Genomic DNA, 24528 nt, shown 5'->3' with positions numbered 1-24528 from the left:
AGGAACAGTTCATGCAGCGCGCCATCGACTTGTCGTCCAAAGCGCTGCGCACGCCCGGAACCGAGCCCTTCGGCGCGGTCGTCGTGCGAGACGGCGTGGTGGTGGGCGAGGGCTTCAATCATTCGGTCGCTCATTTCGACCCGACCTCGCACGGCGAGGTGGAGGCCATCCGCGATGCCTGTCGCAATCTGAAGAGCGTGGACCTGAGCGGCTGCGACCTGTACACGTCTTGTGAACCTTGTGCCTTGTGCGTTGCCGCCATGCGGATTGCGGGCATCGGGAAGCTCTACTACGCGGCTTCGCTGGCGCAATCGGCCGAAGCTTTTGCCGGTGTGCCAACCGCGGCGCGGCATCCGATCGACGTGGAAGACCTCCGAGCGGAGGCCGGCGCGCCTCTGGCGGGGCGCGCCACGCCTTCCGAGCAACGGCTGGACCGCGAAGCCGTGGCCGTGCTGGAGGCGTGGGCCGACGGCCGCCGGCCCGGCAAGTCCTGAGACAGCCTCAGGCGGTCTGCGTTGCAGGCACCTTCGGTTGCTCGTCGGCGAGTGCCACCCTGTAAATCAGCGCGCCCAGCACGGCGCCGACCAGCGGCGCAACCCAGAACATCCAGAGCTGGTCCATCGCCCATGCCGGCGCGAACAATGCCGGCCCGGTGCTGCGCGCCGGATTGACCGACGTATTGGTCACGGGAATCGAAACCAGGTGGATGAGCGTGAGGCAAAGCCCGATCGCCAGCCCCGCAAAGCTGTTGGCGGCGCGTTTCGCGGTCGCGCAGAGGATCACGATCAGGAAGACGGCTGTCATCACCACCTCGCAGAGCAATGCGGCGTTCATGCCGTATTGCCCCGGTGAGTGTTCACCGAAACCGTTGGCCGCAAAACCACCGAGCTCCGCGCCGGGCTTGCCGGAGGCGATGACGTACAGGATGGCCGCAGCAACGCATGCGCCCGCCACTTGCGAAATCATGTAGCCGGCGAGCTTGCTGGCCGGCATGCGGCCCGCCGCCACCAGGCCGAGCGAGACCGCGGGATTGAAGTGGCCGCCAGAGATCGGACCGAATGCATAGGCGCCGGTGACCACCGTGAGCCCGAATGCGAGCGACACGCCGAGGAAGCCGATGCCCAGTTCGGGAAATGCGGCGGCGAGCACTGCGCTGCCGCAGCCGCCGAAGGTGAGCCAGAACGTGCCGAGGAATTCAGCGGACCAGATTTTGAAGTTGTTGTTGTGCATGAGAGCTTTCAATGGAAGAAGGAGAAAGATGGCGACCATCGCCGCAGTGGCCATGCATGCATGGGCCTTGGCGTGTGCCGAGATGAGACGGGCAGGCGTTGCCCACCGCTTGAAGCGTGTTTCGTTTTGATTCCTCCCTGATTTCAAGACGGCCTGCGTCGTGCGCGAGCCGGGCTCAAAATATAAACAGCGCGTGGTGCCGATCTCGTCGAAAAGAAGAGCGGTTCTCGCGCAAATTTCACGATTGATTGAGGACAGAAGCCATGACAGCCAAGCCGATCAAAGTCCCCGGACCCGATCACCCGATCACCATTGAGGCGAATCCCAAACGCGTCGTCGTGAAGGCCGCCGGCCGCGTGATCGCCGATACGACGCACGCGTTGTCGCTGCGCGAGGCGTCGTATCCGGCGGTTCAATACATTCCGCGCAAGGATGTCGACATGTCTCTGCTGGCGCGCACGGACCATGCGACGTACTGCCCGTTCAAGGGCGACTGCGCGTACTACAGCATCCCCGCGGGCGGCGAGCGTGCCGTCAATGCCGTGTGGACCTACGAGGCGCCCTACGCTGCGGTTGCGCAGATCAAGGACCATCTGGCCTTCTACCCGGATCGCGTCGATTCGATCGAGCAAGCGTAGGCAGGCACCCGCCATGAAGATTGCAGTGATGGGCGCCGGCGCGGTCGGGTGCTACTACGGGGGCATGCTCGCGCGCGCCGGACATTCGGTGACGCTGATCGGCCGAGCGCAGCATGTGGAAGCGATTCGTCGCGATGGGTTGTTGCTCGACACACGGACGTTCAAGGCCCATGTGCCGATCGATGCCAGCACGGACGTCGCCGCCGTCAAGGGCGCGGAGCTTGTGTTGTTCTGCGTCAAGTCCACTGACACGGAGAGCGCTGCCGCTGAATTGAAGCCGCACCTCATGCCCGCTGCGTTCGTGCTCACGCTGCAGAACGGCGTCGACAACGCCGAGCGGCTCCAGGCGGTGCTGCCGCAGGAGGTGGCGCCCGCGGTCGTCTACGTTGCGACCGAAATGGCGGGGCCCGGCCATCTCAAGCACCACGGTCGCGGCGAACTGGTCATTGCGCCTTCAAGAACCAGCAATGAGGTCGCAGCGATGTTCGAGAAGGCGGGCGTGCCGACGCAGGTCTCCGACAACGTGATCGGCGCGCTGTGGATGAAGCTGATCCTGAACTGCGCCTACAACGCCTTGTCCGCCATCGCCCAGCTGCCCTATGGCCGTGTGGTGCAGGGCGTGGGCGTGGAGAGCGTGATGCGCGACGTGGTGCAGGAATGCCTTGCCGTGGCGCATGCCAGCGGCGTGGCGCTTCCCGGCGATGCCTGGCAGACCGTCGCGGGGCTCGTCCAGACCATGCCGACGCAGTATTCATCCACGGCGCAGGATTTGGCGCGCGGCAAGCGCAGCGAGATCGACCATCTCAACGGCTATGTGATGCGCAAGGGTGAATTGCTCGGCGTGCCGACGCCGGTCAATCGCGTGCTGCATGCGCTGGTCAAGCTGATCGAAAGCCGTTCGGCGCCGGGCTGACTTATTCGTCCGACGAGCCCGGCACGTACCACCGGGTCGCGATCAGTTCCGGCTCATCGTGCGCCTGCAGGCGCTCCCAGTGCCGATCGGCGTCTTCCACGAAGAGGTCGCGCGCGATCGCCTGCGCGAGCCGCGTGGCGCCGATCGCGAGGCCGGGGATGTCGCCGGCCAGTGCGCCATGGCTCATGGTCGCGCCCCAGTTGAAGAGACGCATGCGCGCCAATGCGTCGGCCTGTGGGTCGGCCGGATCGGCGCTGCGCAGTTCGAAGCCGGCGCCCAGGTACGGAAAGCGCGCCGGCTCCGGATGATGTTCGGCTTCCGTCGCCGAAACGTGGTTCGCCCAGGTGTCGATCTGCGACGTGTAGGCGGCGATCTCCGGCCGGTCGAGCAGGTCGACGTCGAAGCCGGTGCCGAAAATCACCGCGTCGAAGCGCTCCAGGCCCCCGTTCGGCATGGTGATCGTCACGCCGTCTTCGTCAGGCGCGACATCATCCCAGGGCGTTCCCAGGCGCAGTTCGAAGGCGTCGTGCACGTCGCAACGGCGCACGGTTTCCCAGGGCGGTGGAACCTGTTCGTCGAAGATGTAGGTGTAGACGCGCCACTTGCGCGCGTCGTCCAGTCCTTCGAAGCCGCGCAGGAAGCCGTGGCTGGACGCGGCCTTGCTCTTGTTGACCTGCGGAAGTTGTGCGCGGCGCGCGAACAGCGTGACGTTCGCCGCGCCGGCTTCGAGCGCGCATGCAGCGTTGTCGAAGGCAGAGGCGCCGGCACCGAGCACGCCGATGCGTCGCCCTTCAAGGGCAGCGAAGTCGATCGTGTCGGCGGAATGGAACACGCGCCCGGCCGCAAACGGATCGTCGCGCCGCAACGAAGGAAACGCGGGCCAGCGCGGCGCGCCGCTGCCGTCGCGTCCCAGCGCCAGGACCAATTGGCGCGTACGCACGGATTCGCGCCGGCCATGGGCGTCTTCGAGTTCGATTTGCAGCACCCACCCGTCCTGCGTGTGCGAGACGGATCGCAGCGACACGCCGTTTTCCACCGGAAGGCCGACCGTGTCGCGCACCCAGAGCAGGTAGTCGCGCCAGTCGACACGGCCGATCTTGTGCAGCGCCTGCCAGCCGGGCGTGCCCTGGTCGGACATCGCGCTGCCTTCACCGTGCTGCGCTTCGTACCATGCGCGAAAGCTGAGTGAAGGCACGCCGAGCTCGGGGCCGCCGACGTGCTTGGGGCTGCGCAGCGTGAGCATGCGCGCGTAGGTGCCCCACGGGCCTTCCTCGCCGCGCTCGGCGCGGTCGATCACCCGGATGTTGGTCACGCCTTCGCGGCGCAGCGCATAGGCGGCCGTTTGCCCGCACATGCCGGCGCCGGCGATCAGGACGTCGAGAACCGGCGCCTCGGCGGTGGACGATGCGGCCGGCAGCACCCATGCCGGCGGCGGCACGTTGATGCGTTCGAGGTCGGCACGCGCCTGCGCCGCGAGGCGGTCGAGCGCAGCCGTGTTTCGCGGACTGGCGATGAACTGCAGCGGCACCGGCGGCAGGGCGTCGGGGCGTGCGTCGGAAATAGGGTCGTCGGATGCCATTGCCTGAAGATAATCCAGAACATGATCTCGCTCGACTGCTACTACAGCCTCTCTTCGCCCTGGGCCTACTTCGGAGGCCCCCAACTTCAGGACATCGTGCGCCGCCACCACGTGCGCCTCACGCTCAAGCCTTACGACTTCCAGGCCGTGGTTCCGCAGACCGGCGGCATTCCGCTCAAGACCCGGCCCGAACCGCGCCGCACGTACCACGCGCTGGAACTCGCGCGCTGGCGGGAGCACCTGGGCATGCCGCTCAACCTGGAGCCCGCGCACTATCCCAAGGGGCAGGCGAGCGATCCCAACTGGAACAAGTATCCGGGCTGGATGGTGATTGCCGCGCAATTGCAGGGGTTCGATGCCCAGCCGCTTTCGCACGCGCTGTTGCGCGCGCTTTGGGCGGAAGAGCGCAACACGGCCGATGCGGCGGTGCGCATCGCGGTCGCCGACGAGAACGGCTACGACGGCGCGGCGCTCCAGGCGCTGGAGCAGACGCCGGAGACGCAGGCGACTTATCGTGCGAACAGCGCCGAAGCGGTTGAAAGAGGCGTGTTCGGTGCACCCACGTACATCCTCGACGAGGAACGCTTCTGGGGGCAGGATCGGCTGGTGTTTCTGGACCGCGCGCTGGATCGGCTGCGCGCCTCGCGTCCCGTTGGCTAGAGGCTCATTGCCGGCGCTTGTCGCCGGATGGTGTGCGGTTGGTCCGCGGCACGCTCCTGCGCCTGTCGCTGATTTTGTTCAGTTGCTTGTTCCCACACCATGGTGCTTTGCGAAATTGGCGTGTTGAGGGCTTCTACTGTCGGGACACTGGCGGTCCGCTTGAGGGCGGAGTCCAGCGCGCCCTGGACGGCGAACACCTTGGCGGCGTCCGTGCTCAGCACCACGTGGTCGATGCGATTCATTCCATGCGTGCGGGCTGCGACGACAAGGGCAGAAGCCAGCTGATCGCTGCGCTGGTCGGGGGTACGGCCGACCTCGGCATCGAGCAGATGCACGCCGGCTCGGGCTTGTTTGAACAGCGTGTGGTCGGGATGCGTCGGGTGGTCGAGTTGGGCAGCCGCTGAGCCTTGATTCAATCCGGACGACAGCCGGGTCGGCGCGGGCAGGCCGTAGATCGGCACGTGCTGGTGGCTGTCGGTGGTGTGGTCGAAATGCCCCGCGACATCTGGAGTGCGGGTGTCGTGATAGGTGCAGCGCGCAGCCCGCCCGCCGAGCGAAATGCCGTTTTGCTCCAGCAATGACTCTTGCAGCTTCAGCCCGCGCATGTCCAACTGCACCTTGCCGGCCACGGCCGGGTTGAGCATTTCATATTGGCAGACGGAGCCGACTAGACCGGCTGCATAGTAGTTTGCGTAGTCGGAATTGCCGTGGTGGCCCAGTCGAGTGTCGTCGGGCTTCTTGTCGAAATAGTGCTTTCCGGCGGCCTCGATGTTCCGGGAGTTGGGCGTGATGGAAAGATCAGCGTTGACGGTGAAGCCGTCCTTTGCGGTGAATTGCTTGCGTCCGGCGATTTCCTTGCTCCCGACGAAGTCGTTGATGTAGCCAACATCTTTCGCCAAGTTGCGGAGGTCAGACAAGTCAGCTGCTGGATTGCCATGCTTCACCCGACTGACCAACGCATTCCAACCGGCGATATGCGCGCTGGCTTCGTCCCTGCGGTTGATCGCCAGCATCTGGTCCAGCACAGTGCTGTAGTCATGGACGGGCTGGCCGCTCGCCAGCACGCGCCGGACGTTCTGGTCGAACTGCTCCAGACCTTGTCTGGTGCGCTCACGGTTGATGCCATGCTGGATTTCATGGCCCATGAGGAAGGTGAGCACATCGCGCTGTTTTGGGTCCAGTAGATTGTTGTGCTTCAGGCTGATGGTCTGCGTGTCAGGGCTATAGCTGGCTCCCGCGTTCTCGCTCGCGGGCATCAGCGCGAAATGCTTCAGATGCCCAAGTGCGACAGCGTCGTTCATCTGCTGCATCAACACCGGCGATTCTTCAACGACAGCGCGAAGATTTCGGTAGGCCGATGACGTCGGGTTGCCGACCTCACGGATCACGCGCTCGAGTTGGGGGCTGATTGCGGCGGTCATTGCATAGCCCCCAAGTCCATGTATTCCACAAGGAAACCAATGGAGACTCTCTTGACGCAGTCATGCGAAATCTTCTCGAGACTTTCGTTGCTCTCGCCAACGATCGCGATCTCAACTTCGACCAATCCGCGCTGAAATTGCTTGGCTGGACTCTCGCGACGCGTGCTGCCGACGTGCCGATAGCCCATCTGGAGGAGCATTTCCTGGAACCGCGCCGCGTCGAGTTGGCAGATACCTGTCTTGGGAGGATGTAGATCGGAAAATTTATCAGTCTTGTCAAACCCGAAGCCAAGGTCGGGAAGCCTCGTGGCGCTGTTCAACTTCCAGATGTACTGATACGACCACATCTCCGTCAGCGGCTGGAATATCTCGTACGCATCGTTGGTCGGCTTGTCAGAAAAGGGAGTCATGGCGAATCCGCTGAACTGCGCCACCCGTTCAATCGTCAGGTCCTGCGGTTGATGCAAGGTGTCGATCAGCGCCAGCAATCGGCGGAGCACTTCGGGCGCATCGTGGGGCGCCGCCGCGGTGGGGGCTGAACTGGGCATGATCTTTTCCTCCGAATGAACAGGCGGTGTACTGGTCGTGTCTGAGCAGGCACCGAGCGCAAGTCCTGCCGACAAACAAACAAGACCGCGAGACAGAAAACCCGTTAACGGTCTATGTGAATTGTCAAAATTGATCGAGCCGACGGAAGCCGCGAAGCGCGTGGTTCGCGGGCCGCCTCTGAACATTGATTGAAGCTTCCACAGAAGCTTCCGGCCAGCCATGCCGTGGCCCATGGCGATGCGTTGAATCACCTTTTCCTCCCTGAACTTGCCATCTCGTTTTCTCCATTCTAGGCACCGCCCTGTGCCATTCAGCGGGGTGCAAAGAGCATCCAACCGCCGCAGCAGATAATCCCCCGATGCGAATTCGTTTCACCAAGATGCAAGGAGCCGGCAACGACTTCGTCGTGCTGGACGAAACCCACAACCCGCTCGGCTTGAGGACGGAGCAGTACCGCTTCCTGGCCGACCGCCACTTCGGCGTCGGCGCCGACCAGATCCTCTCGGTGCGGCCGTCGCCGGGCGAAGGCATCGATTTCCAATACGTGATCCACAACGCCGACGGTGGTGAGGTCGAGCAATGCGGCAACGGCGCGCGCTGCTTCATGCGCTTCGTGCGCGAACACGGTCTGACACCCAAGGACAGCGTGCGCGTGCAGACACTCTCCGGCGTGATCGAGCCGCGCATGGGCGCCGACGGTCGCGTGACGGTCGACATGGGCGCACCCGTCTTCGAGCCTGCGCTCGTGCCCTTCGACACCGCCGGGCTCGATCCGCTCCATGAAGGCGGGTGGCAGAAATGGCATCTGGCGCTCGGCACGCACGCCGAGAGCGCCATCGTGTCGGTGGCGGTGCTGTCGATGGGCAATCCGCATGCGGTGCAGATCGTCGACAACGTCGATACCGCGCCGGTCCACAAGCAGGGCCCGCTGATCGAACACCATCCGCGCTTTCCGCAGCGCGTCAACGCTGGCTTCATGCAAGTGGTCGACCGCTCGCATGTGCGCCTGCGTGTCTTCGAGCGCGGTGCCGGCGAAACGCTCGCCTGCGGCACCGGCGCCTGTGCCGCCGTGGTCGCGGGCATTCGGCTCGGCCTGCTCGATTCGCGCGTCGATGTCGAGACGCGCGGGGGCCTGCTCACCATCCAATGGGCCGGCGACGGCGCGCCGGTGCTGATGACCGGCCCGGCCGTCACGGTGTTCGAAGGCGAAATCGAGGTGCCGGACCAGCCATGAATCATTTCAACCAAACTTCCATGAATCCGATCACCGAAGACGACATTGCCAACTACCTGGCGAACACGCCGGATTTCTTCGAGCGCCATGCGCAATTGCTGAGCCAGGTTCAGCTCACCAGCCCGCACGGCAACCGCGCCGTGAGCCTGCAGGAGCGGCAGGCAGAGATGCTGCGCGAGAAGATCAAGGCGCTGGAGCATCGCGTGATGGACATGGTGCGGCATGGCACCGAGAACATGGTGACCGCCGACCGTCTTCAGCGCTGGACCCGCGGCCTGCTGACCACGCGCGACCCGCGCCAACTGCCCACGCAGATCGCCTCGGAGCTGGAGAGCCTCTTCCTGGTGCCCCAGACCGCCATCAAGATCTGGGATTGCGACAGCGCCTATCTGAACGAGCCCTACGCGCAGTGGGTGAGCGACGACGTGAAGGCGCTTGCGACCTCGCTGACGGCGCCCTATTGCGGCCTGAACTCCGGTTTCGAGGTGTCCGGCTGGCTGGCCGAGCCGCATGCCGCCGTGTCGATCGCCCTGATCCCATTGCGGCCGGAGCCCGAGGCGCCGGCCTTCGGCCTGCTGCTGCTCGCGTCGCCTGACGCGCAACGCTACAACCCGGACATGGGCACGGACTTCCTGGATCGCATCGCCGAGCTCGCCTCGGCCGCGCTGTCGCGGCTGCGGCCTTGAATCGCGCGCTGCGGCGCGGGCTGGGGGGCGCGCTGCTCATCCTGTTGCTCGGGTACCTGGCGATCACCGTCATGGTGTGGCGGCACGCCCGCTGGGTGCTGGACCATCCGCCGCAACGTGCGGCCGATGCGGCGTTGATCCTGGGCAATCGCGCCTACCGCGACGGCAAGCCCAACCCATGTCTGACCGGCCGCGTCGATGCCGGTATCGCCCTTGCCGAGGCGGGCCGTGTGCAGCGTCTTCTGTTGAGCGGCGGCGTGGATTGGGAAGACGGCCGCGTCGAGGCCGAAGTCATGGAGCGACACGCGCGGGCTGCTGGTTACAGCGGGCCCTTGCTGCTGGAGCCGGTCTCGTCGTCCACCAGGGAAAACCTTTCGATGTCGCGCAGCGTCCTGCAGGCGGCCGGCGTGAAGAGCGTGATCATCGTGACCGAGCCGTACCATCTGTGGCGCGCCGAGCGACTCGCCCGGGCCGGCGGGTTCGATCAGCTCTTCGACGTGCAATATGCGGCAGCTTCGACTTCCTGTTGGCAGCGTTGGGGCATGGTCTTCAAGGGCGCTTTGCGCGAACCTCTGGCCATCGTGAACAATGCTGGCCGTGGCTACCTCTTCTGACGACACACTGCGCATGACCCTGATCGAGAAATATCTCGAGCATGTGCGGGTCGAACGTCGGCTGGCGGCGCGCACGGTCGAGCTCTATGCCATCCACCTGAAGACGCTGGTCGAAAAGGCCGAAACGGCGGGACTCGCGCTCGACAAGGTCCAGACAGCGCACGTGCGTCGCTGGATGGCGCAACTGCACGGGGCAGGCCGCGAGGCGCGCGGCATTGCGTTGGTCCTTTCCTGCTGGCGGAGTTTCTATCGCTGGCTCGGCAATGAGGGCCTGGTGGGCGCGAACCCGGTCCAGGATGTTCACGCGCCCAAGTCCGACCGGCCTCTGCCGAAGGCCCTCGCCGTCGATGACGCGGTGCAGCTCGCCGAACTCCACGACGCGGAAGCCGACCCCTGGGCCGAGGCACGCGACCGGGCGATCGTCGAACTGCTCTACGGCTGCGGCCTTCGCGTCAGCGAGTTGACCGGCCTGGATGCGCGGGCGAGCGGCACGGCGCGCGGCTGGATCGACCTCGACGCCGCCGAAGCCAACGTGCTGGGCAAGGGCAGCAAGCGGCGCCTGGTGCCGGTGGGCAGCAAGGCAGCCGAAGCCGTGAAGGCATGGCTTGCAGTGCGCGAAGACTGCCCGGCGCTCGAAGCGGCGCGCGTGCGCGACCCCGAAAGTGCGGCGGCGCTCTTCATCGGCCGCAACGGCCTGCGTTTCTCGGCGCATTCGGTGTGGAAGCAATTGCGCCAGCGCAGCCTCAAGGCTGGCCTGGCAACGCCGGTGCATCCCCACATGCTGCGGCACTCGTTCGCGAGCCACGTGCTGCAATCCAGCAGCGACCTGCGCGCCGTGCAGGAATTGCTGGGGCACGCCAATATCTCGACCACGCAGGTCTACACGCGGCTGGATTTCCAGCATCTCGCCAGGGCCTACGATGCGGCGCATCCCCGGGCGCAGGCGCGCGAAGAGCCCCGCCGTCAGAACAAGGGCAGGAAGCCATGAAGATTCTCAGACTCCGGCCCGGCAAGGAGCGCTCGCTGTTGCGGCGACATCCCTGGGTGTTCGAATCCGCCATCGCCAAGGGTGGCGGCGACGCGGGCGAAACCGTGCGCATCGAGTCGGACGAAGGCAAGTTCCTCGCCTGGGCCGCCTTCAGCCCGCATTCCAAGATCCGCGCCCGCGCGTGGAGCTTCGACGAAAGGCAGCGCATCGATGCCGCATTCTTTTCCGCCCGTGTGGCGAGCGCGGTCGATGCGCGCGGATTGTTCGATCTCCAGAGCGACGGCGTGCGCTTGATCCACGGCGAGGCGGACGGCTTGCCGGGACTGATCGTCGACCGCTACGGTGACACCCTGGTGGCGCAATTCCTGTCGGCCGGCGTCGAGCGGTGGAAGGCGGTGCTCGCGGATGCGCTGCTCGCCGCCACCGGCCTTCAGAAGCTCTACGAACGCTCCGACGCGAGCGGCCGGGAGCGCGAGGGGCTCAAGCCGGCCACAGGCTGGCTGCGCGGCAACGGTGGCACCGAGATCACCATCCGCGAACACGACTGGCGCCTCGGCCTCGATATCGCGACCGGCCACAAGACCGGCTTCTACCTGGACCAACGCGACAGCCGCAAGCGATTTGCCGAACTGGCCGCTCAGCGCCGGTTTCGCCGCGTGCTCAACTGCTTCTGCTACACGGGCGGCTTTACGGTCGCGGCGCTCGCCGGTCTGAAGGCAGCCGGTGCGGTCGAGGGTGCGGAGTTGACCTCCATCGACTCTTCGCTGCCCGCACTGGAGCGGGCACGGGCGCACCTCGCGATCAACGGCTTCGAGGACGCTCACGCGCAGTTCCTTGACGCCGACGTCAATGCCTCCCTGCGGCGATTCGTCGATGAGGGGCGAACATTCGACGCCATCGTGCTCGACCCGCCGAAATTCGCGCCGACCGTCGCCCACGCCGAGCGGGCCGCGCGGGCTTACAAGGATCTCAACCGCCAGGCGTTCAAGTTGCTGGCGCCGGGCGGCCACCTCCTGACTTTTTCATGCTCGGGCGGCATCGGTGCCGACCTGTTCCACAAGATCGTGGCCTCCGCCGGCATCGATGCCGGGGTTGACGGCTACATCACGGAACGCCTGGGCGCGGCGCCCGACCATCCCATGACCATCGAGTTCCCCGAGGGGGAATACTTGAAAGGCCTGGTGGTGGTGCGCAAATAGCGGTTGACCTTGCCGGCGCATGGCCGGCCGGCCGTCGCTAAACTTTCCGCCTTTCCCCGATTCCCCTGATTCCCCCCGATTCCTGATCTCCGGAGCAACTCCATGGCCCTCATTCCCGCCACCATCCTCACCGGCTTCCTCGGCGCCGGCAAGACCACGTTGCTCAAGCGCATCCTGAACGAAGCGCACGGCCAGAAGATCGCCGTGATCGAGAACGAGTTCGGCGAGGAGAACATCGACAACGACATCCTGGTCACCGAGTCGAAGGAGCAGATCGTCCAGATGAACAACGGTTGCATCTGTTGCACGATCCGGGAGGACCTGCGCGAAGCCTTGCAACTGCTGGCGGCCAAGAAGCGCAAGGGCCTGCTGGACTTCGATCGCGTCGTCATCGAGACCACCGGCCTGGCCGATCCGGGCCCCGTGGCGCAGACCTTCTTCATGGACGACGAAATCGCCGAGAGCTACCTGCTCGACTCCATCCTGACCCTGGTGGATGCCAAGCATGCACCGCAGCAACTCAACGACCGGCAGGAAGCGCGCCGCCAAGTGGGGTTCGCGGACCAGATCTTCATCAGCAAGAGCGACCTCGTCGCCGCGGAAGAGACCGAGGCGCTGATCCATCGCCTCAAGCACATGAACCCGCGCGCGCCACAGCAGAAGGTGCATTTCGGCGAAGTGCCGCTGAAGGACGTGTTCGATCTTCGAGGCTTCAACCTCAACGCCAAGCTGGATATCGATCCGGACTTCCTCAAGGAGGAAGACGACCATGACCATGACCATGCGCATGGCGAGAACTGCGACCATCCCTCGCACGCGCACGAAGGCCACGGCCATCATCATCACCATGACGACGACGTGAAGAGCTTCGTCTACCGCGCCGATCGCCCCTTCGACCCGGCTCGCCTGGAGGACTTCCTCGGCGCCATCGTCAATATCTACGGTCCCCGGATGCTGCGCTACAAGGGTGTGTTGCACATGCAGGGCACCGAGCGCAAGGTGATCTTCCAGGGCGTGCACCAGCTCATGGGCAGCGACCTCGGTCCGGCCTGGGGCCCCGACGAAAAACGCAACAGCCGCATGGTGTTCATCGGCATCGACCTGCCGCGCGAGATCCTGGAACAGGGTCTCGACCAGTGCCTGGTCTGAGGCCCGCGCCGAGCCATTCGTCATCGCGGGGGCGGTTTCCCCCGCCCGTTCCCAGTTCTCTATACAATCGCGCGCCTGTTCCGGGGAGACCCCGTCCTTCTTTAAGGGCGATGTGTGACATCCGGCATAGGACTGCACGCGTTTTCGGGCCGTTTTCGGGGGTATAACCCCTGGGTTCGCCAATGGCGAGCGCCCGTGGTTTCCACGGGGGAGACACCACTGAGAATGTGCGTTCGAGTTCGTCGAAGGAGCCAGTCACTGTGAAGAAACCTGTCGCCAAAGCCAAGCCAGCATCGAAGCCGGCCGTCAAGAAGACGGAGGTTGCCAAGCAGGCTGTGCCCGCAGCGAAGAAGGTTTCCGCCGCAAAGCCCGCCCAGTCCGCAGCGCCATCCGAGGCCCACGCCACAAGCAAGGCCAAGGTAGTGAGCGCGGGCGTCTCGTCATCCAAACCGGCCGGCCCTCACACCGCGCCACCTGCACCACCGACTCCCATGAAAAAAACGGCTGCCGCCTCCGATACTTCTACCGCCACGGTGACATCCCAAGCAACCGCCACGACCACCACGCCTGCACCCGCACGTGGCGGGCGCGTCTCGCGGCTGTCGCAGCTGACCGTGCCGTCCATGCCCCAGACGGTGGCTTCCACCGCGGCGAAATCCAGCTTCGTGCAGATCTCGTCGAACCCGCTGGTCCCGCCGCCGCCCGTCGCGATCAAGAAAGATCCCAAGCTCGCCAACAACTGGAAGGCCAAATCGGCCGAGGAGCTGACCGACGCCGAGGTCATCGCGATGCCGGACTCGGAATACATGAACGACAAGCAGATGGCGTTCTTCCGCCTGAAGCTGCAGGAACTCAAGCGCGGCATCCTTGAAAACGCCGGGGAGACGACCGAGCATCTGCGCGAGGACACCGTGGTCGTGCCGGACCCGGCCGATCGCGCCACCATCGAGGAAGAACACGCGCTCGAACTGCGCACCCGCGACCGCGAACGCAAGCTGCTGAAGAAGATCGAGCAGTCGATCCAGCGCATCGATGCCGGCGACTACGGGTACTGCGACGAGACCGGTGAACCGATCGGTGTCGGCCGTCTGCTGGCCCGCCCGACGGCCACGCTGTCGCTCGAAGCTCAGCAGCGCCGCGAGCTCAAGCAGAAAATGTTCGGCGACTGATCACGACGGGAGCCGAAGGGGAGACGAAGCGCATGGCCAAGGAAGAAACCGGTCGCCTGCTGTCCAAGGTTGCGAAGTTCGTGCGCAATCCGCTGAAGGATTGGTCCGAGCTCGACGCCGAGGACTCGTCCAATCTTGAAAACGGCTACAGCCGTGAAATGCTCAAGGAAATGATCGAGCGGCGGCAGCGCAACGACTTCGTGCGCCGCCGTGAGTTCGACATGCTCCGCAAGCTCCGGCAGCGGGAAGCGGCCGGAGGCGGCGACGCTGCCGGGACGCCATCCTCCTTCAATGTCAGCAGCACCTCCGGCAAGACCGAAGGCAGGGCACTCACGCTCAAGAAGATCGACGAGATCGAAGAGCAGATGTCGCAGCAGTGGTGGAAGGCCCGCGGCAATCAGACCGAGCCAAAGCCCGAAGGCGCGCCCGGCGAGGCTGCGCCCATGGCCGAGCAGCATGCGCGGGCCTACGCCGATACCGTGCCCGGCGTGCCGCAGGGCGAGGTCCCCGGACAGGCCGCTCCCGCCCAGGCGCAGGGACACGACGGTTGCATCGAGGAAGCCGCGATCCGCTTCGCCCACGGCGATGACGCCGGGGCCGAGGCCATCCTGCTGCAGGCACTCGCGCCGGACAGTCCGACCGGCGGCCAGGACGACATCTGGCGAACGCTGCTGGACTTCTACCAGGCGACCGGCGACGCCGAGAAGTATGTGGCCACCAGCACGCGCTACGCCCAACGCATGAAGCGCTCGGCGCCCGAGTGGATGTCACTTCGGGCGCTGGCGAACACGGTGCGTGCATCGACGGCTGCCAAGCCGGTCGGGGCTGCTGGCGGCAGTGCCGACTGGTCGAGCCCTGCACGCCTCTCACGCGAAGGACTGATCGCTCTCACGCGGGCGCTGGCTGCTGCCGGGCCGTCCTGGAAGCTCGACTGGAGCGCGCTGGGCGCCATCGAGGCCGAGGCGGCAGGGCCGCTGCGCGCCCTGTTCAACCATTGGGCGGACTCGGCTGTCCAGTTGCGGTTTAGCGGCGCCGATCAGCTGCTTCTCGTGCTTGCCGAGGCGACGCCGGCCAACGACCGGAACGTCGATGCCGTCTGGTGGCAACTGCACATGGCGGCACTGCGGGTGATGCACCGGGCCGATGAGTTCGAATTGCTTGCGCTCAACTACTGCATCACCTACGAGGTCTCGCCTCCGCCTTGGGAAGATCCCAAAGGGGACTACGCCACGCTCGACATGCCCAAGGTCGCCAAACCGTCTTTCAGCATCATGTCGGAGGAGGCGGAGCGCTCTCTGGAGCCGGCTGCCGGCGCCGTGCTGGCGGGCGACCTGGTCGGCGAATCGCTCTCGACCTGGCAGCGGCTGGATGACGAACTGGCCAGCGCAACGGCACCGAGCGTTTCCTGTGCGGCCCTGGTTCGGGTTGATTTCACCGCCGCGGGCGCCCTTCTGAACTGGGTCACCGGCCGCCACGCGCGTGGCGACAACGTGCAGTTTGTGGATGCGCACCGCCTCATCGCCGCCTTCTTCGGCGTCGTCGGCATTGCCGACCACGCGACCGTCAAGACAAGGGATTGACCCCTGAGGACGGTAGGCTGCCCTCTGGGGCAAGCCTCGGGCGGGATAATGCCCCATGGAACAATTTCACGGAACCACCATCATCAGCGTGCGCCGCAAGGGCGCTGGCGGCGACCAGGTTGCCATCGGCGGTGACGGTCAGGTCACGCTGGGCAACATCGTCATCAAGGGCAGCGCGCGCAAAGTGCGCCGGCTGTATCACGGCAAGGTGCTTGCCGGCTTTGCCGGAGCGACAGCCGACGCCTTCACCCTGTTCGAGCGCTTCGAGGCCAAGCTCGAGAAGCACCAGGGCCACCTGGCACGCGCCGCCATCGAACTCACCAAGGACTGGCGCACCGATCGCGTCCTGCGTCGCCTGGAGGCCATGCTGGCCGTGGCGGACGCAACGACCTCGCTGATCATCACCGGCAACGGCGACGTTCTGGAGCCCGAGAACGGCATCATCGCGATCGGCTCCGGCGGTGCCTATGCGCAGGCTGCCGCCAAGGCACTGGTCGACCACACCGACCTGACCGCAGAACAGATCGTCAAGAAGGCGCTCGAGATCGCCGGCGAGCTCTGCATCTACACCAACATGCACCACACGGTCGAGACCCTGTGACACCGATCGAGTGATTCCATGCCAATGACCCCTCAGGAAATCGTTTCCGAACTCGACAACCACATCGTCGGCCAGCCCGATGCCAAGCGCGCCGTGGCGATCGCGCTGCGCAACCGTTGGCGCCGACAGCAGGTCGAGGAAAAGCTGCGTGCCGAAATCACGCCCAAGAACATCCTCATGATCGGCCCCACGGGCGTCGGCAAGACCGAGATCGCCCGCCGTCTCGCACGCCTGGCCGATGCGCCCTTCATCAAGGTCGAGGCGACCAAGTTCACCGAGGTGGGCTACGTCGGCAAGGACGTGGACTCGATCGTGCGCGACCTGGCTGAAATGGCGGTCAAGCAGACGCGCGAAGCCGAAAGCGCCAAGGTCCGCATGCGTGCGGAAGACGCTGCCGAGGAGCGCATCCTCGACGTGCTGCTGCCCCCGGCCCGCCTGCCCGATGGCGGCGCCGCTTCCGACACCGGCAGCGCGACGCGCCAGGCCTTCCGCAAGAAGCTTCGCCAGCACGAACTCGACGACAAGGAGATCGAGATCGACCTTGCCGACGTCCGCACGCCGCTCGAAATCATGGGCCCTGCCGGCATGGAGGAGATGACCGAGCAGTTGCGCGGCATGTTCGGCCAGCTAGGGCAGGGCAAGCGCAAGACGCGCAAGCTCAAGATTGCCGAGGCGATGCGCCTGCTGATCGATGAGGAGGCCGCCAAACTGGTCAACGAGGACGAGATCCGCAGCCAGGCGATCCAGAATGCGGAGCAGAACGGCATTGTTTTCATCGACGAAATCGACAAGGTGGCGACCCGCACCGAGGCGCAGGGCGCCGACGTCTCGCGGCAGGGCGTGCAGCGCGACCTGCTGCCGCTGGTCGAAGGCACGGCCGTGAGCACCAAGTACGGCGTGGTGCGCACCGACCACATCCTCTTCATCGCGAGCGGCGCCTTCCACCTGAGCAAGCCGAGCGACCTGATCCCCGAACTGCAGGGGCGCTTTCCGATCCGGGTCGAGTTGCAGTCGCTGTCGGTGTCGGATTTCGAGAGCATCCTGACGCAGACGCGGGCATCGCTGGTCAAGCAGTACCAGGCGCTGCTCGCCACCGAAGGCGTGACCCTCGAATTCACCGCCGATGGCATCACGCGGCTTGCGAGCATCGCCTTCGACGTCAACGAGCGCACCGAGAACATCGGCGCCCGCCGGCTATCGACCGTGATGGAGCGTCTGCTCGACGAAGTCAGCTTCGGTGCCGCCAAGCTGGGAGGCCAGACCGTGCATATCGATGCGGCCTACGTGGACGCGCGCCTTGCTGTACTTAGTCACGACGAAGACCTCTCCCGATTCATTTTGTAGCTCGCCCCCAGGTTGCGCGCCCACCCCCTACCGGGGGCGCAGCCAGCGGCCCGGCCAAGCCGGTTCTGCGGCAGCTCACGAACGGGCGCGCTACGCCGCCGGAGCAAAATCACGCCACGCCCTGGCCGGCGCAGCCAGGCCCGTTGGTGAAACACCGTGGAACCGGCTTGGCCGGGCCACCGGTGTTGCCCCCGGTAGGGGGTGGGCGGCTACACGCAGTGAGCCAACCTGGGGGCGAGCTAATGTGATGCATTCAGTGCGTCAGCTAAGTGCTTCATTTGCAACGGAATTCGGTCCTTTCGAGGTTGCAAAAACACCGCTAAGTTGTTGATTCCATTACAAAAAATACCGCCAACCTCCGGTTGCGAGGTAGGCGTTTCCTGCTACAGTGCAAAAAAGTGCAGTTAAGTGGGAAAAAGTGTCGGGGTATGTCGCGTTCAGGTGCGTGGCGGACTCCGCAACCGGGGTTTCGTGGTCGTGTTTCAAGGCGCTTCATCGCTCAGTCTGGATGCCAAGGGGCGGCTCTCCGTGCCGACCCGGCATCGTGACGTCCTGAGCGCGACGGCGGCCGGCCAACTCACGATCACCAAGCACCCGCACGGCTGCCTCATGGTGTTCCCGCGTCCCGAGTGGGAGAAGTTCCGCGAGCGCATCGCCGCCCTCCCGATGTCGGCCCAGTGGTGGAAGCGTGTCTTCCTTGGCAACGCCATGGACGTCGAGATGGATGGCACCGGCCGCGTGCTCGTGTCGCCTGAGTTGCGCGCCGCAGCCGGCATCACGCGCGACGCCCTGTTGCTCGGCATGGGCAATCATTTCGAACTCTGGGACAAGGCCACTTACGAAGCCAAGGAGGCCGAAGCCACCCAGGGCCAGATGCCCGATGTGTTCCAGGACTTCTCGTTCTGAGGCCCGAAGTGGAGCAACCTTGGACCCATACGACCGTCTTGTTGAAGGAAGCGGTGGAAGGCCTCTTTCCCGACGGAGCGGACAGCACCGGCACGTATGTCGACGCGACCTTCGGACGCGGCGGCCACAGCCGGGAAATCCTGGCAAGGCTGGCGCCGGAGGGCCACCTCATCGCGTTCGACAAGGACGCGGAAGCGGTGGCCGAAGCAGCGCGCATCGAGGATGCGCGTTTTTCCATCCGTCACCAGGGATTCAAGGACCTGGGCGAGCTGCCGCGGGCGAGCGTGTCAGGCCTGCTGATGGACCTCGGTGTCAGCTCTCCCCAGATCGACAACCCCGCGCGGGGTTTTTCTTTTCGTTTCGACGGCCCGCTCGACATGCGCATGGACACGACGCGCGGCGAGAGCGTGGCCGAGTGGCTGGCAACAGCCGAACCACAGCAGATTGCGGAGGTGATTCGTGACTATGGCGAAGAACGGTTTGCTGTTCAGATTGCAAAGGCGATTGTTGCTCGCCGACAAGAACGGGGCCCAGTTTCAACCACCGCCGAGCTGGCCCAGCTCGTGGCTGGCGCGGTCAAAACCCGCGAGCCGGGCCAGAACCCTGCAACGCGCACATTTCAGGCTCTTCGGATTTTCATCAACGCCGAGCTTGAAGAGCTGCAACAGGCGCTAGAAGCGAGTCTCGTCGTGCTGCAACCCCAGGGCCGGCTCGCGGTGATCAGCTTCCATTCGCTGGAAGATCGCATCGTGAAGCAGTTCATCGCGAAGCATTCGCGCGAGGTCTACGACCGTCGCGCGCCCTTCGCTGCGCCAAAGGCGATGAAGCTGCGCTCCCTGGGTCGTGTCAAGCCGTCGCAGGCAGAAGTCGATGGCAATCCGCGGGCGCGCAGCGCGATCCTGCGTATCGCCGAGCGCACGGCGGACGAGGGCTGAGCAAACCATGGCTCGCCTCAACCTGCTCCTGTTGATCGCCGTGCTGGGCTCGGCGATCTATCTCGTGCACACGCAGTACATGTCGCGCCAGCTCTTCACGGAGTTTCACCGGGTCGAGCTCGAAACGCGCCGGCTCGAGCTGGATCACGACCGCCTGCAGGTCGAGAAGCGGGCGCAGGCCACGCCGCTGCGCGTCGAGAAGCTCGCCAAGGAGCAGCTCAAGATGCGCACGACCACGCCGGCCATCACGCAGTACGTGCGCGAAGACGGCACGGTGATCCCGGCCATTGCCGCGCCGGCACCGACCACCCCCGCGCCGAAAGCCGCTGCAATGAAGGGGGTGCATTGATGAGTTCGACGCCGAGCCGCCTCAAGTCGAACTGCCCCCCTGGGGGGGAGGCGCGCAGCGCCATGGGGGGGAGCCCATGACCCGCCGCAGCGTCCAATACACGACCAGTCCTCTGCTGGCCAGCAAGACCCCCGTCTGGCGCAGCAAGTTCATCGTCGGTGGCATCGCGCTCGGCTTCGTCGTGCTCGCCGGGCGCGCAGCCTACGTGCAGGTGATCGGCAACGACTTCTTCCAGCGCCAGGGCGAGGTGCGCTTTACCCGCACGCTCGAACTGCCGGCCAATCGCGGCCGCATCCTCGATCGCAACGGCCTTCTGCTTGCGCAGAGCGTGGTCGCACCCAGCATCTGGGCGATCCCCGAAGACATCGAGCGCGACGACCCCGAGGTCAAGACCAAGCTCAAGCAGGTGGCCAAGCTGCTCGGCATGCCGCAGAAGGACTTCGACAAGAAGCTTGAAGACGAAGACAAGACTTTCGTCTGGATCAAGCGGCAGGTCGACGAGCCCATCGCCAAGCAAATCGCAGAGCTCAACATCAAGGGCATCTACCAGCGCAAGGAATACAAGCGCCAGTACCCAGAAGGCGAGGCCGCCGCACATGTGGTGGGCTTCACCAATGTCGAGGACATCGGCCAGGAAGGCATCGAGCTCGCGTTCAACAAGGAACTGGCCGGCAAGCCCGGTTCGCGCCGCGTCATCAAGGACCGGCTCGGCCGGGTGGTCGAGGGCGTCGGCGAGCAAGTGCCGCCGTTCGACGGCAAGGACATTCAGCTCAGCGTGGACAGCAAGGTGCAGTTCTTCGCCTACCAGAAGCTTCGCGACGCGGTGACCGTGCACAAGGCCAAGGCGGGCAGCGTGGTGGTGCTCGACGCGATCACCGGCGAGGTGCTGGCCCTGGCCAACTACCCGAGCTATGTGCCCGACAAGCGCCAGAATCTCACGGGCGAGCAGTTGCGCAATCGCGCCATGACCGATGTGTTCGAACCCGGCTCGACGATGAAGCCGATCACGGTCGCGACGGCACTGGAAGCAGGCCGCATCACGCCGAAAACCGTGATTGATACCGCGCCCGGTCGTTACAGCCTGGGCGGCTTCACCATCAGCGACACGCACAACTACGGCTCGCTGACGGTCGAGGGCGTCATCCAGAAGTCCAGCAACATCGGCGCGCTCAAGATCTCGCAGAAGATGACGCCCCACGAGATGTGGGACACCTACACGGCGCTCGGCTACGGCCAGAAGCCGCAGATCCAGTTCCCGGGTGCCGTCACGGGACGGCTGCGCCCCTGGAAGTCGTGGAAGCCGGTCGAGCAGGCGACCATGGCCTACGGCTACGGCCTGTCGGCGTCGCTGTTCCAGATGGCGCATTCGTACACGGCCTTCGCGCACGACGGCGACGTTATCCCGGCGACGATTCTCAAGAGCTCGGAGCCGGCGGTCGGCGTCAAGGTTTTTTCGGCGCAGAACGCGCTCGCCGTGCGCAGGATGCTGCAGATGGCGGCCGGCCCGGGCGGCACGGGCCCGCTCGCGCAGACCGTGGGTTATTCCGTGGGCGGCAAGTCCGGCACGGCGCACAAGCAGGTGGGCCGGGGCTATGCCAGCAAGCAATACCGCTCCTGGTTCACGGGCATGGCGCCCATCGACAAGCCCCGCATCATCGTGGCGGTGATGATCGACGAGCCGAGCAACGGCCAGTATTTCGGCGGCATCGTGGCCGCGCCGGTGTTCAGCGAGGTCGTGCAGCAGACGCTGCGGATGATGAACGTGGCGCCCGATCTCGCTGTCAAACCCATGGTCGTGACCACGGGTGTGGAAGAGAGCTTCTGATGACAACGGCGCTGCGCAACCCCACCGAAGCCGCGCGCTGGCTGCAGTCCCGCGTGCGTGGGGTGCTGCATGCCGACAGCCGTCCGGTCGGCGCGGGCGATGGATTCGTCGCGTGGCCCGGCGCGGCCACGGACGGGCGGCGCTTTGTCGCCAATGCACTGGCGCAGGGCGCCGCGGCCTGCCTCGTCGAAGAGGAAGGGAGTGCGGTGTTCGGATTCGAGGGCGAGGCCATCGCCGCCTATGCCGGCCTCAAGGCCGCGACGGGACCGATCGCCGCGACCTACTACGACAACCCCTCCGAGCAGCTCGACGTGCTCGCGGTGACTGGCACCAACGGCAAGACCTCCACCGCGTGGTGGCTGGCGCAGGCGTTGTCGCGATCCGGCCGTGCGCCGTGCGCCGTCGTGGGCACGCTGGGCGTCGGCGTGCCGCCCGAACTCACGTACACCGGGCTGACCACGCCCGATCCGGTGCTGTTGCAGCGCGAATTGCGCGGCTTCGTGGATCGCGGCTTCGGCGCCTGCGCCATCGAGGCATCGTCGATCGGCATCGTGGAGCGCCGGCTCGATGGCACCCGAATCGCCGTCGCGGTCTTCACCAACTTCACGCAGGACCATCTGGACTACCACGGAAGCATGGATGCCTACTGGCAGGCCAAGGCGGAGCTGTTCCGCTGGCCGGGGCTGCGTGCCGCGGTGGTCAATATCGACGACGTGCATGGCGCAGCCCTGGTGGGCAACCTGATCGAGACCGGTGTCGGCGGGCTCGATGTCTGGACCGTGTCGGCCGTAGGTGGTCCTGCGCGGCTGGTGGCGCAGGACATCGGCTATGACGCACAGGGCCTCAATTTCTCAGTGGTGGAACTGGGGCAGTTGCCGGTGCACTTGTCGACGCAACTGATCGGCCAATACAACGTCGCAAATCTGCTGGGCGTGCTGGGTACGCTGCGCGCGCTCGGGCTGTCGCTCGAAGACGCGGTGGGCGCTTGCGTCGGCCTCGACAGCGTGCCGGGCCGCATGGAACGCCTGAGCGTTCCCGGCCATCCGCTGGCAGTCGTCGACTACGCACATACGCCTGACGCGCTCGACAAGGCGCTCGCCGGACTGCGCCCCCTGGCGCAGCAGCGCGGAGGCGAACTGTGGTGCGTGTTCGGCTGCGGCGGCGACCGGGACACCGCCAAGCGTCCCATGATGGCGGCCGTCGCCGAGACGCAGGCCGACCGCGTCGTCGTGACCAGCGACAACCCACGCAGTGAAAAACCTGCGTCGATCATCAGCCAGATCCTGCTGGGCCTGGCGCGGCCCGAGGCCGCGCAGGTCGAACCTGATCGCGCGAAGGCGATTGCCGACACCCTGGCCCAGGCGCGTCCCGAAGACGTCGTCCTGATCGCCGGGCGCGGCCACGAGGCATGGCAGGAGATTGCGGGCGAACGCATTGCGTTCTCGGATCGCGCGCATGCCATCGATGCGCTCACAAGAAGGGGTGGGGCATGAACGGCACGCCTGCTTCGACCCCCATGATGACGTTGGGCATGGCCTTGGGCTGGATTCCTGGCGCGCGCCTGGTCGGTGGCGCCGCCACACCGATTCTTCGCGTCCATACCGACACGCGCACCCTCGCCGCGGGCGATCTTTTTGTCGCGCTCAAGGGCGAGCGTTTCGACGCCAACCAATTCCTTGCCGATGCGCGTGCGCGCGGTGCGGTTGCCGCCATCGCGCACGGCGGTCTCGAAGCGGCGGGTCTCGCGGGGCTGGAAGTGCCCGACACCCTGGCCGCGCTCGGCGCCCTGGCCGCTGGCTGGCGCGCGCAATTCGAGTTGCCCCTGATCGCGGTCACCGGCAGCAACGGCAAGACCACCGTGACGCAGATGATCGCGTCGATCCTTCGCACCGCATGCGGCGAAGGCGCCTTGGCGACTGCTGGCAATTTCAACAACGAGATCGGCGTGCCGCTGACGCTGCTGCGCCTGCGCGCCCGGCACCAGCGCTCGGTGGTCGAGCTCGGCATGAACCATCCGGGCGAAATCGCCCGCCTGTCGGCCATCGCGCGGCCGACCATCGCGCTGGTCAACAACGCGCAGCGCGAGCATCAGGAATTCATGGCCACGGTTGAAGCTGTCGCCCGCGAGAACGCTTCGGTCTTCGCCGCGCTGCCTGATGGTGGCACGGCGGTGTTTCCCTTCGGCGATGAATTCACGGCGCTCTGGCAGTCGATCGCGCGCGAAGGTGCGACGCGCCGTTGCCTCACCTTCGGCGAGCATTTCGACGCAGACATCGCGCTTGTCGCCGCCGAATGGCGGCAGGGCGCCTGGCAGTTCGAGGCCCGCACGCCGGTCGGCGAGGTGCGCTGCGCACTGCGCATCGCCGGCCGCCACAACGTGGTCAACGCCCTGGCATCCATTGCCTGTTCGCTCGCGAGCGGCGTGTCGCCGGACAAGATCGCCGAGGGACTGGCCGCGTTCGAGCCGGTCAAGGGTCGCTCCAAGGCGATCGAGCTGCAACTGGCCGACGGCCGGACGATCACGGTGATCGACGACACCTACAACGCCAATCCCGATTCGATGCGCGCGGCGATCGATGTGCTCGCCAGCCTGCCCGCCCCGCGCATGCTCGTGATCGGCGACATGGGCGAAGTCGGCGACCAGGGACCGCAATTTCACGCTGAAATCGGCGCCTGGGCGCGCGAGCGCGGCATCGAGACCGTCTTCGCGCTCGGCAATGAATCAAAACACAGCGTCGCGGCCTTCGCCGGTGACGAAGCCGGCGAGGCCCGGCACTTCGACGACATCGATTCGCTCAACGCGGCGGTCCTGGCGCGATGGCCCCATGCCGCCAGCGTGCTGGTCAAGGGATCGCGCTTCATGCAGATGGAGCGGGTGGTCCAGGCGATCGCCGCTTCGGCTGCACCACAACAACAAGACAAGGGGGCCGGTCATGCCGCATGAGCCGCGCCCATTCAC

Annotated in this window: 24 protein-coding genes; 20 read left to right on the top strand and 4 right to left on the bottom strand. The window is 65.6% G+C overall.

The window, feature by feature from the left end:
- The first annotated feature begins 11 nt into the window (after window positions 1-11).
- On the top strand, window positions 12-494 hold the full coding sequence (locus AC1DHL_RS12615) for a nucleoside deaminase (RefSeq protein WP_478162174.1): 483 nt from the start codon (window positions 12-14) through the stop codon (window positions 492-494).
- A gap of 7 nt (window positions 495-501) precedes the next feature.
- Here the strand turns inward: AC1DHL_RS12615 and aqpZ are convergent, their stop codons facing one another.
- On the bottom strand, window positions 502-1230 hold the full coding sequence (aqpZ, locus tag AC1DHL_RS12610) for an aquaporin Z (RefSeq protein WP_478162173.1): 729 nt from the start codon (window positions 1228-1230) through the stop codon (window positions 502-504).
- Between the two features lie 263 nt (window positions 1231-1493).
- On the opposite strand from aqpZ, the gene AC1DHL_RS12605 reads away from it, so the two are divergent.
- Together AC1DHL_RS12605 and AC1DHL_RS12600 are read left to right on the top strand one after the other, a co-directional pair.
- A complete protein-coding gene (locus tag AC1DHL_RS12605; RefSeq protein ID WP_478104510.1) occupies window positions 1494-1868 on the top strand; it encodes a DUF427 domain-containing protein in 375 nt (124 codons plus the stop codon).
- Between the two features lie 13 nt (window positions 1869-1881).
- Window positions 1882-2781, top strand: coding sequence for a ketopantoate reductase family protein (locus tag AC1DHL_RS12600; RefSeq protein ID WP_478162172.1), 900 nt, complete (start codon window positions 1882-1884; stop codon window positions 2779-2781).
- A gap of 1 nt (window position 2782) precedes the next feature.
- Here AC1DHL_RS12600 and AC1DHL_RS12595 read toward each other — a convergent pair whose 3' ends face one another.
- On the bottom strand, window positions 2783-4360 hold the full coding sequence (locus tag AC1DHL_RS12595; protein ID WP_478162171.1) for a SidA/IucD/PvdA family monooxygenase: 1578 nt from the start codon (window positions 4358-4360) through the stop codon (window positions 2783-2785).
- 21 nt (window positions 4361-4381) lie between these two features.
- Here AC1DHL_RS12595 and AC1DHL_RS12590 point away from each other — a divergent pair, with 21 nt between their 5' ends.
- The gene (locus AC1DHL_RS12590) at window positions 4382-5020 is read left to right on the top strand and encodes a DsbA family protein (RefSeq protein WP_478162170.1); all 639 of its coding nucleotides are present in this window, start codon (window positions 4382-4384) and stop codon (window positions 5018-5020) included.
- On the opposite strand, the gene AC1DHL_RS12585 is transcribed toward AC1DHL_RS12590, so the two are convergent.
- Both AC1DHL_RS12585 and AC1DHL_RS12580 read right to left on the bottom strand, forming a co-directional pair.
- Window positions 5017-6441, bottom strand: a complete 1425-nt coding sequence (locus AC1DHL_RS12585; RefSeq protein ID WP_478162169.1) for an XVIPCD domain-containing protein — start codon at window positions 6439-6441, stop codon at window positions 5017-5019. The genes AC1DHL_RS12590 and AC1DHL_RS12585 overlap by 4 nt on opposite strands.
- Window positions 6438-7241: a hypothetical protein gene (locus AC1DHL_RS12580; RefSeq protein ID WP_478162168.1), complete on the bottom strand. Its 804-nt coding sequence runs from the start codon at window positions 7239-7241 to the stop codon at window positions 6438-6440. Before AC1DHL_RS12580 ends, AC1DHL_RS12585 begins: the two co-directional genes overlap by 4 nt.
- Before the next feature lie 107 nt (window positions 7242-7348).
- On the opposite strand from AC1DHL_RS12580, the gene dapF reads away from it, so the two are divergent.
- From dapF to AC1DHL_RS12500, 16 genes are all read left to right on the top strand, one after another.
- Entirely contained in the window at window positions 7349-8224 is an 876-nt protein-coding gene (dapF, locus tag AC1DHL_RS12575; RefSeq protein ID WP_478162167.1) for a diaminopimelate epimerase, read from the top strand.
- Window positions 8221-8910, top strand: coding sequence for a DUF484 family protein (locus AC1DHL_RS12570; protein ID WP_478162166.1), 690 nt, complete (start codon window positions 8221-8223; stop codon window positions 8908-8910). Before dapF ends, AC1DHL_RS12570 begins: the two co-directional genes overlap by 4 nt.
- Window positions 8907-9524: a YdcF family protein gene (locus AC1DHL_RS12565; RefSeq protein ID WP_478162165.1), complete on the top strand. Its 618-nt coding sequence runs from the start codon at window positions 8907-8909 to the stop codon at window positions 9522-9524. Before AC1DHL_RS12570 ends, AC1DHL_RS12565 begins: the two co-directional genes overlap by 4 nt.
- A gap of 13 nt (window positions 9525-9537) precedes the next feature.
- Entirely contained in the window at window positions 9538-10512 is a 975-nt protein-coding gene (locus AC1DHL_RS12560; protein ID WP_478162249.1) for a tyrosine recombinase XerC, read from the top strand.
- Window positions 10509-11711 (top strand): class I SAM-dependent rRNA methyltransferase, encoded by a 1203-nt coding sequence (locus AC1DHL_RS12555; RefSeq protein ID WP_478162164.1) that lies wholly within the window; start codon window positions 10509-10511, stop codon window positions 11709-11711. Before AC1DHL_RS12560 ends, AC1DHL_RS12555 begins: the two co-directional genes overlap by 4 nt.
- A gap of 102 nt (window positions 11712-11813) precedes the next feature.
- Window positions 11814-12860 (top strand): CobW family GTP-binding protein, encoded by a 1047-nt coding sequence (locus tag AC1DHL_RS12550; RefSeq protein WP_478162163.1) that lies wholly within the window; start codon window positions 11814-11816, stop codon window positions 12858-12860.
- A gap of 335 nt (window positions 12861-13195) precedes the next feature.
- The gene (gene dksA, locus AC1DHL_RS12545) at window positions 13196-14029 is read left to right on the top strand and encodes an RNA polymerase-binding protein DksA (protein WP_478162248.1); all 834 of its coding nucleotides are present in this window, start codon (window positions 13196-13198) and stop codon (window positions 14027-14029) included.
- Window positions 14030-14061: 32 nt separating this feature from the next.
- Entirely contained in the window at window positions 14062-15609 is a 1548-nt protein-coding gene (locus AC1DHL_RS12540; RefSeq protein WP_478162162.1) for an STAS domain-containing protein, read from the top strand.
- A gap of 55 nt (window positions 15610-15664) precedes the next feature.
- The gene (gene hslV, locus AC1DHL_RS12535) at window positions 15665-16210 is read left to right on the top strand and encodes an ATP-dependent protease subunit HslV (RefSeq protein WP_478162161.1); all 546 of its coding nucleotides are present in this window, start codon (window positions 15665-15667) and stop codon (window positions 16208-16210) included.
- A gap of 18 nt (window positions 16211-16228) precedes the next feature.
- The gene (hslU, locus tag AC1DHL_RS12530; RefSeq protein WP_478162160.1) at window positions 16229-17554 is read left to right on the top strand and encodes an ATP-dependent protease ATPase subunit HslU; all 1326 of its coding nucleotides are present in this window, start codon (window positions 16229-16231) and stop codon (window positions 17552-17554) included.
- A gap of 477 nt (window positions 17555-18031) precedes the next feature.
- On the top strand, window positions 18032-18460 hold the full coding sequence (gene mraZ, locus AC1DHL_RS12525; protein ID WP_478104550.1) for a division/cell wall cluster transcriptional repressor MraZ: 429 nt from the start codon (window positions 18032-18034) through the stop codon (window positions 18458-18460).
- Window positions 18461-18468: 8 nt separating this feature from the next.
- Window positions 18469-19395: a 16S rRNA (cytosine(1402)-N(4))-methyltransferase RsmH gene (gene rsmH, locus AC1DHL_RS12520; protein ID WP_478162159.1), complete on the top strand. Its 927-nt coding sequence runs from the start codon at window positions 18469-18471 to the stop codon at window positions 19393-19395.
- 7 nt (window positions 19396-19402) lie between these two features.
- Entirely contained in the window at window positions 19403-19744 is a 342-nt protein-coding gene (ftsL, locus tag AC1DHL_RS12515) for a cell division protein FtsL (protein WP_478104526.1), read from the top strand.
- A 76-nt stretch (window positions 19745-19820) separates the two neighbouring features.
- Window positions 19821-21569: a peptidoglycan D,D-transpeptidase FtsI family protein gene (locus AC1DHL_RS12510; protein WP_478104528.1), complete on the top strand. Its 1749-nt coding sequence runs from the start codon at window positions 19821-19823 to the stop codon at window positions 21567-21569.
- Window positions 21569-23062 (top strand): UDP-N-acetylmuramoyl-L-alanyl-D-glutamate--2,6-diaminopimelate ligase, encoded by a 1494-nt coding sequence (locus tag AC1DHL_RS12505; protein ID WP_478162158.1) that lies wholly within the window; start codon window positions 21569-21571, stop codon window positions 23060-23062. The genes AC1DHL_RS12510 and AC1DHL_RS12505 overlap by 1 nt, the downstream gene beginning before the upstream one ends.
- Complete coding sequence (locus tag AC1DHL_RS12500; protein ID WP_478162157.1) at window positions 23059-24513, top strand: UDP-N-acetylmuramoyl-tripeptide--D-alanyl-D-alanine ligase; 1455 nt, start codon at window positions 23059-23061, stop codon at window positions 24511-24513. Before AC1DHL_RS12505 ends, AC1DHL_RS12500 begins: the two co-directional genes overlap by 4 nt.
- Window positions 24514-24528 lie beyond the last annotated feature (15 nt).

This window comes from Variovorax sp. 10L426, from assembly GCF_056395305.1.
Note: the sequence above shows the minus strand (reverse complement) of the source record. Positions and strands in the feature narration are given on the sequence as shown.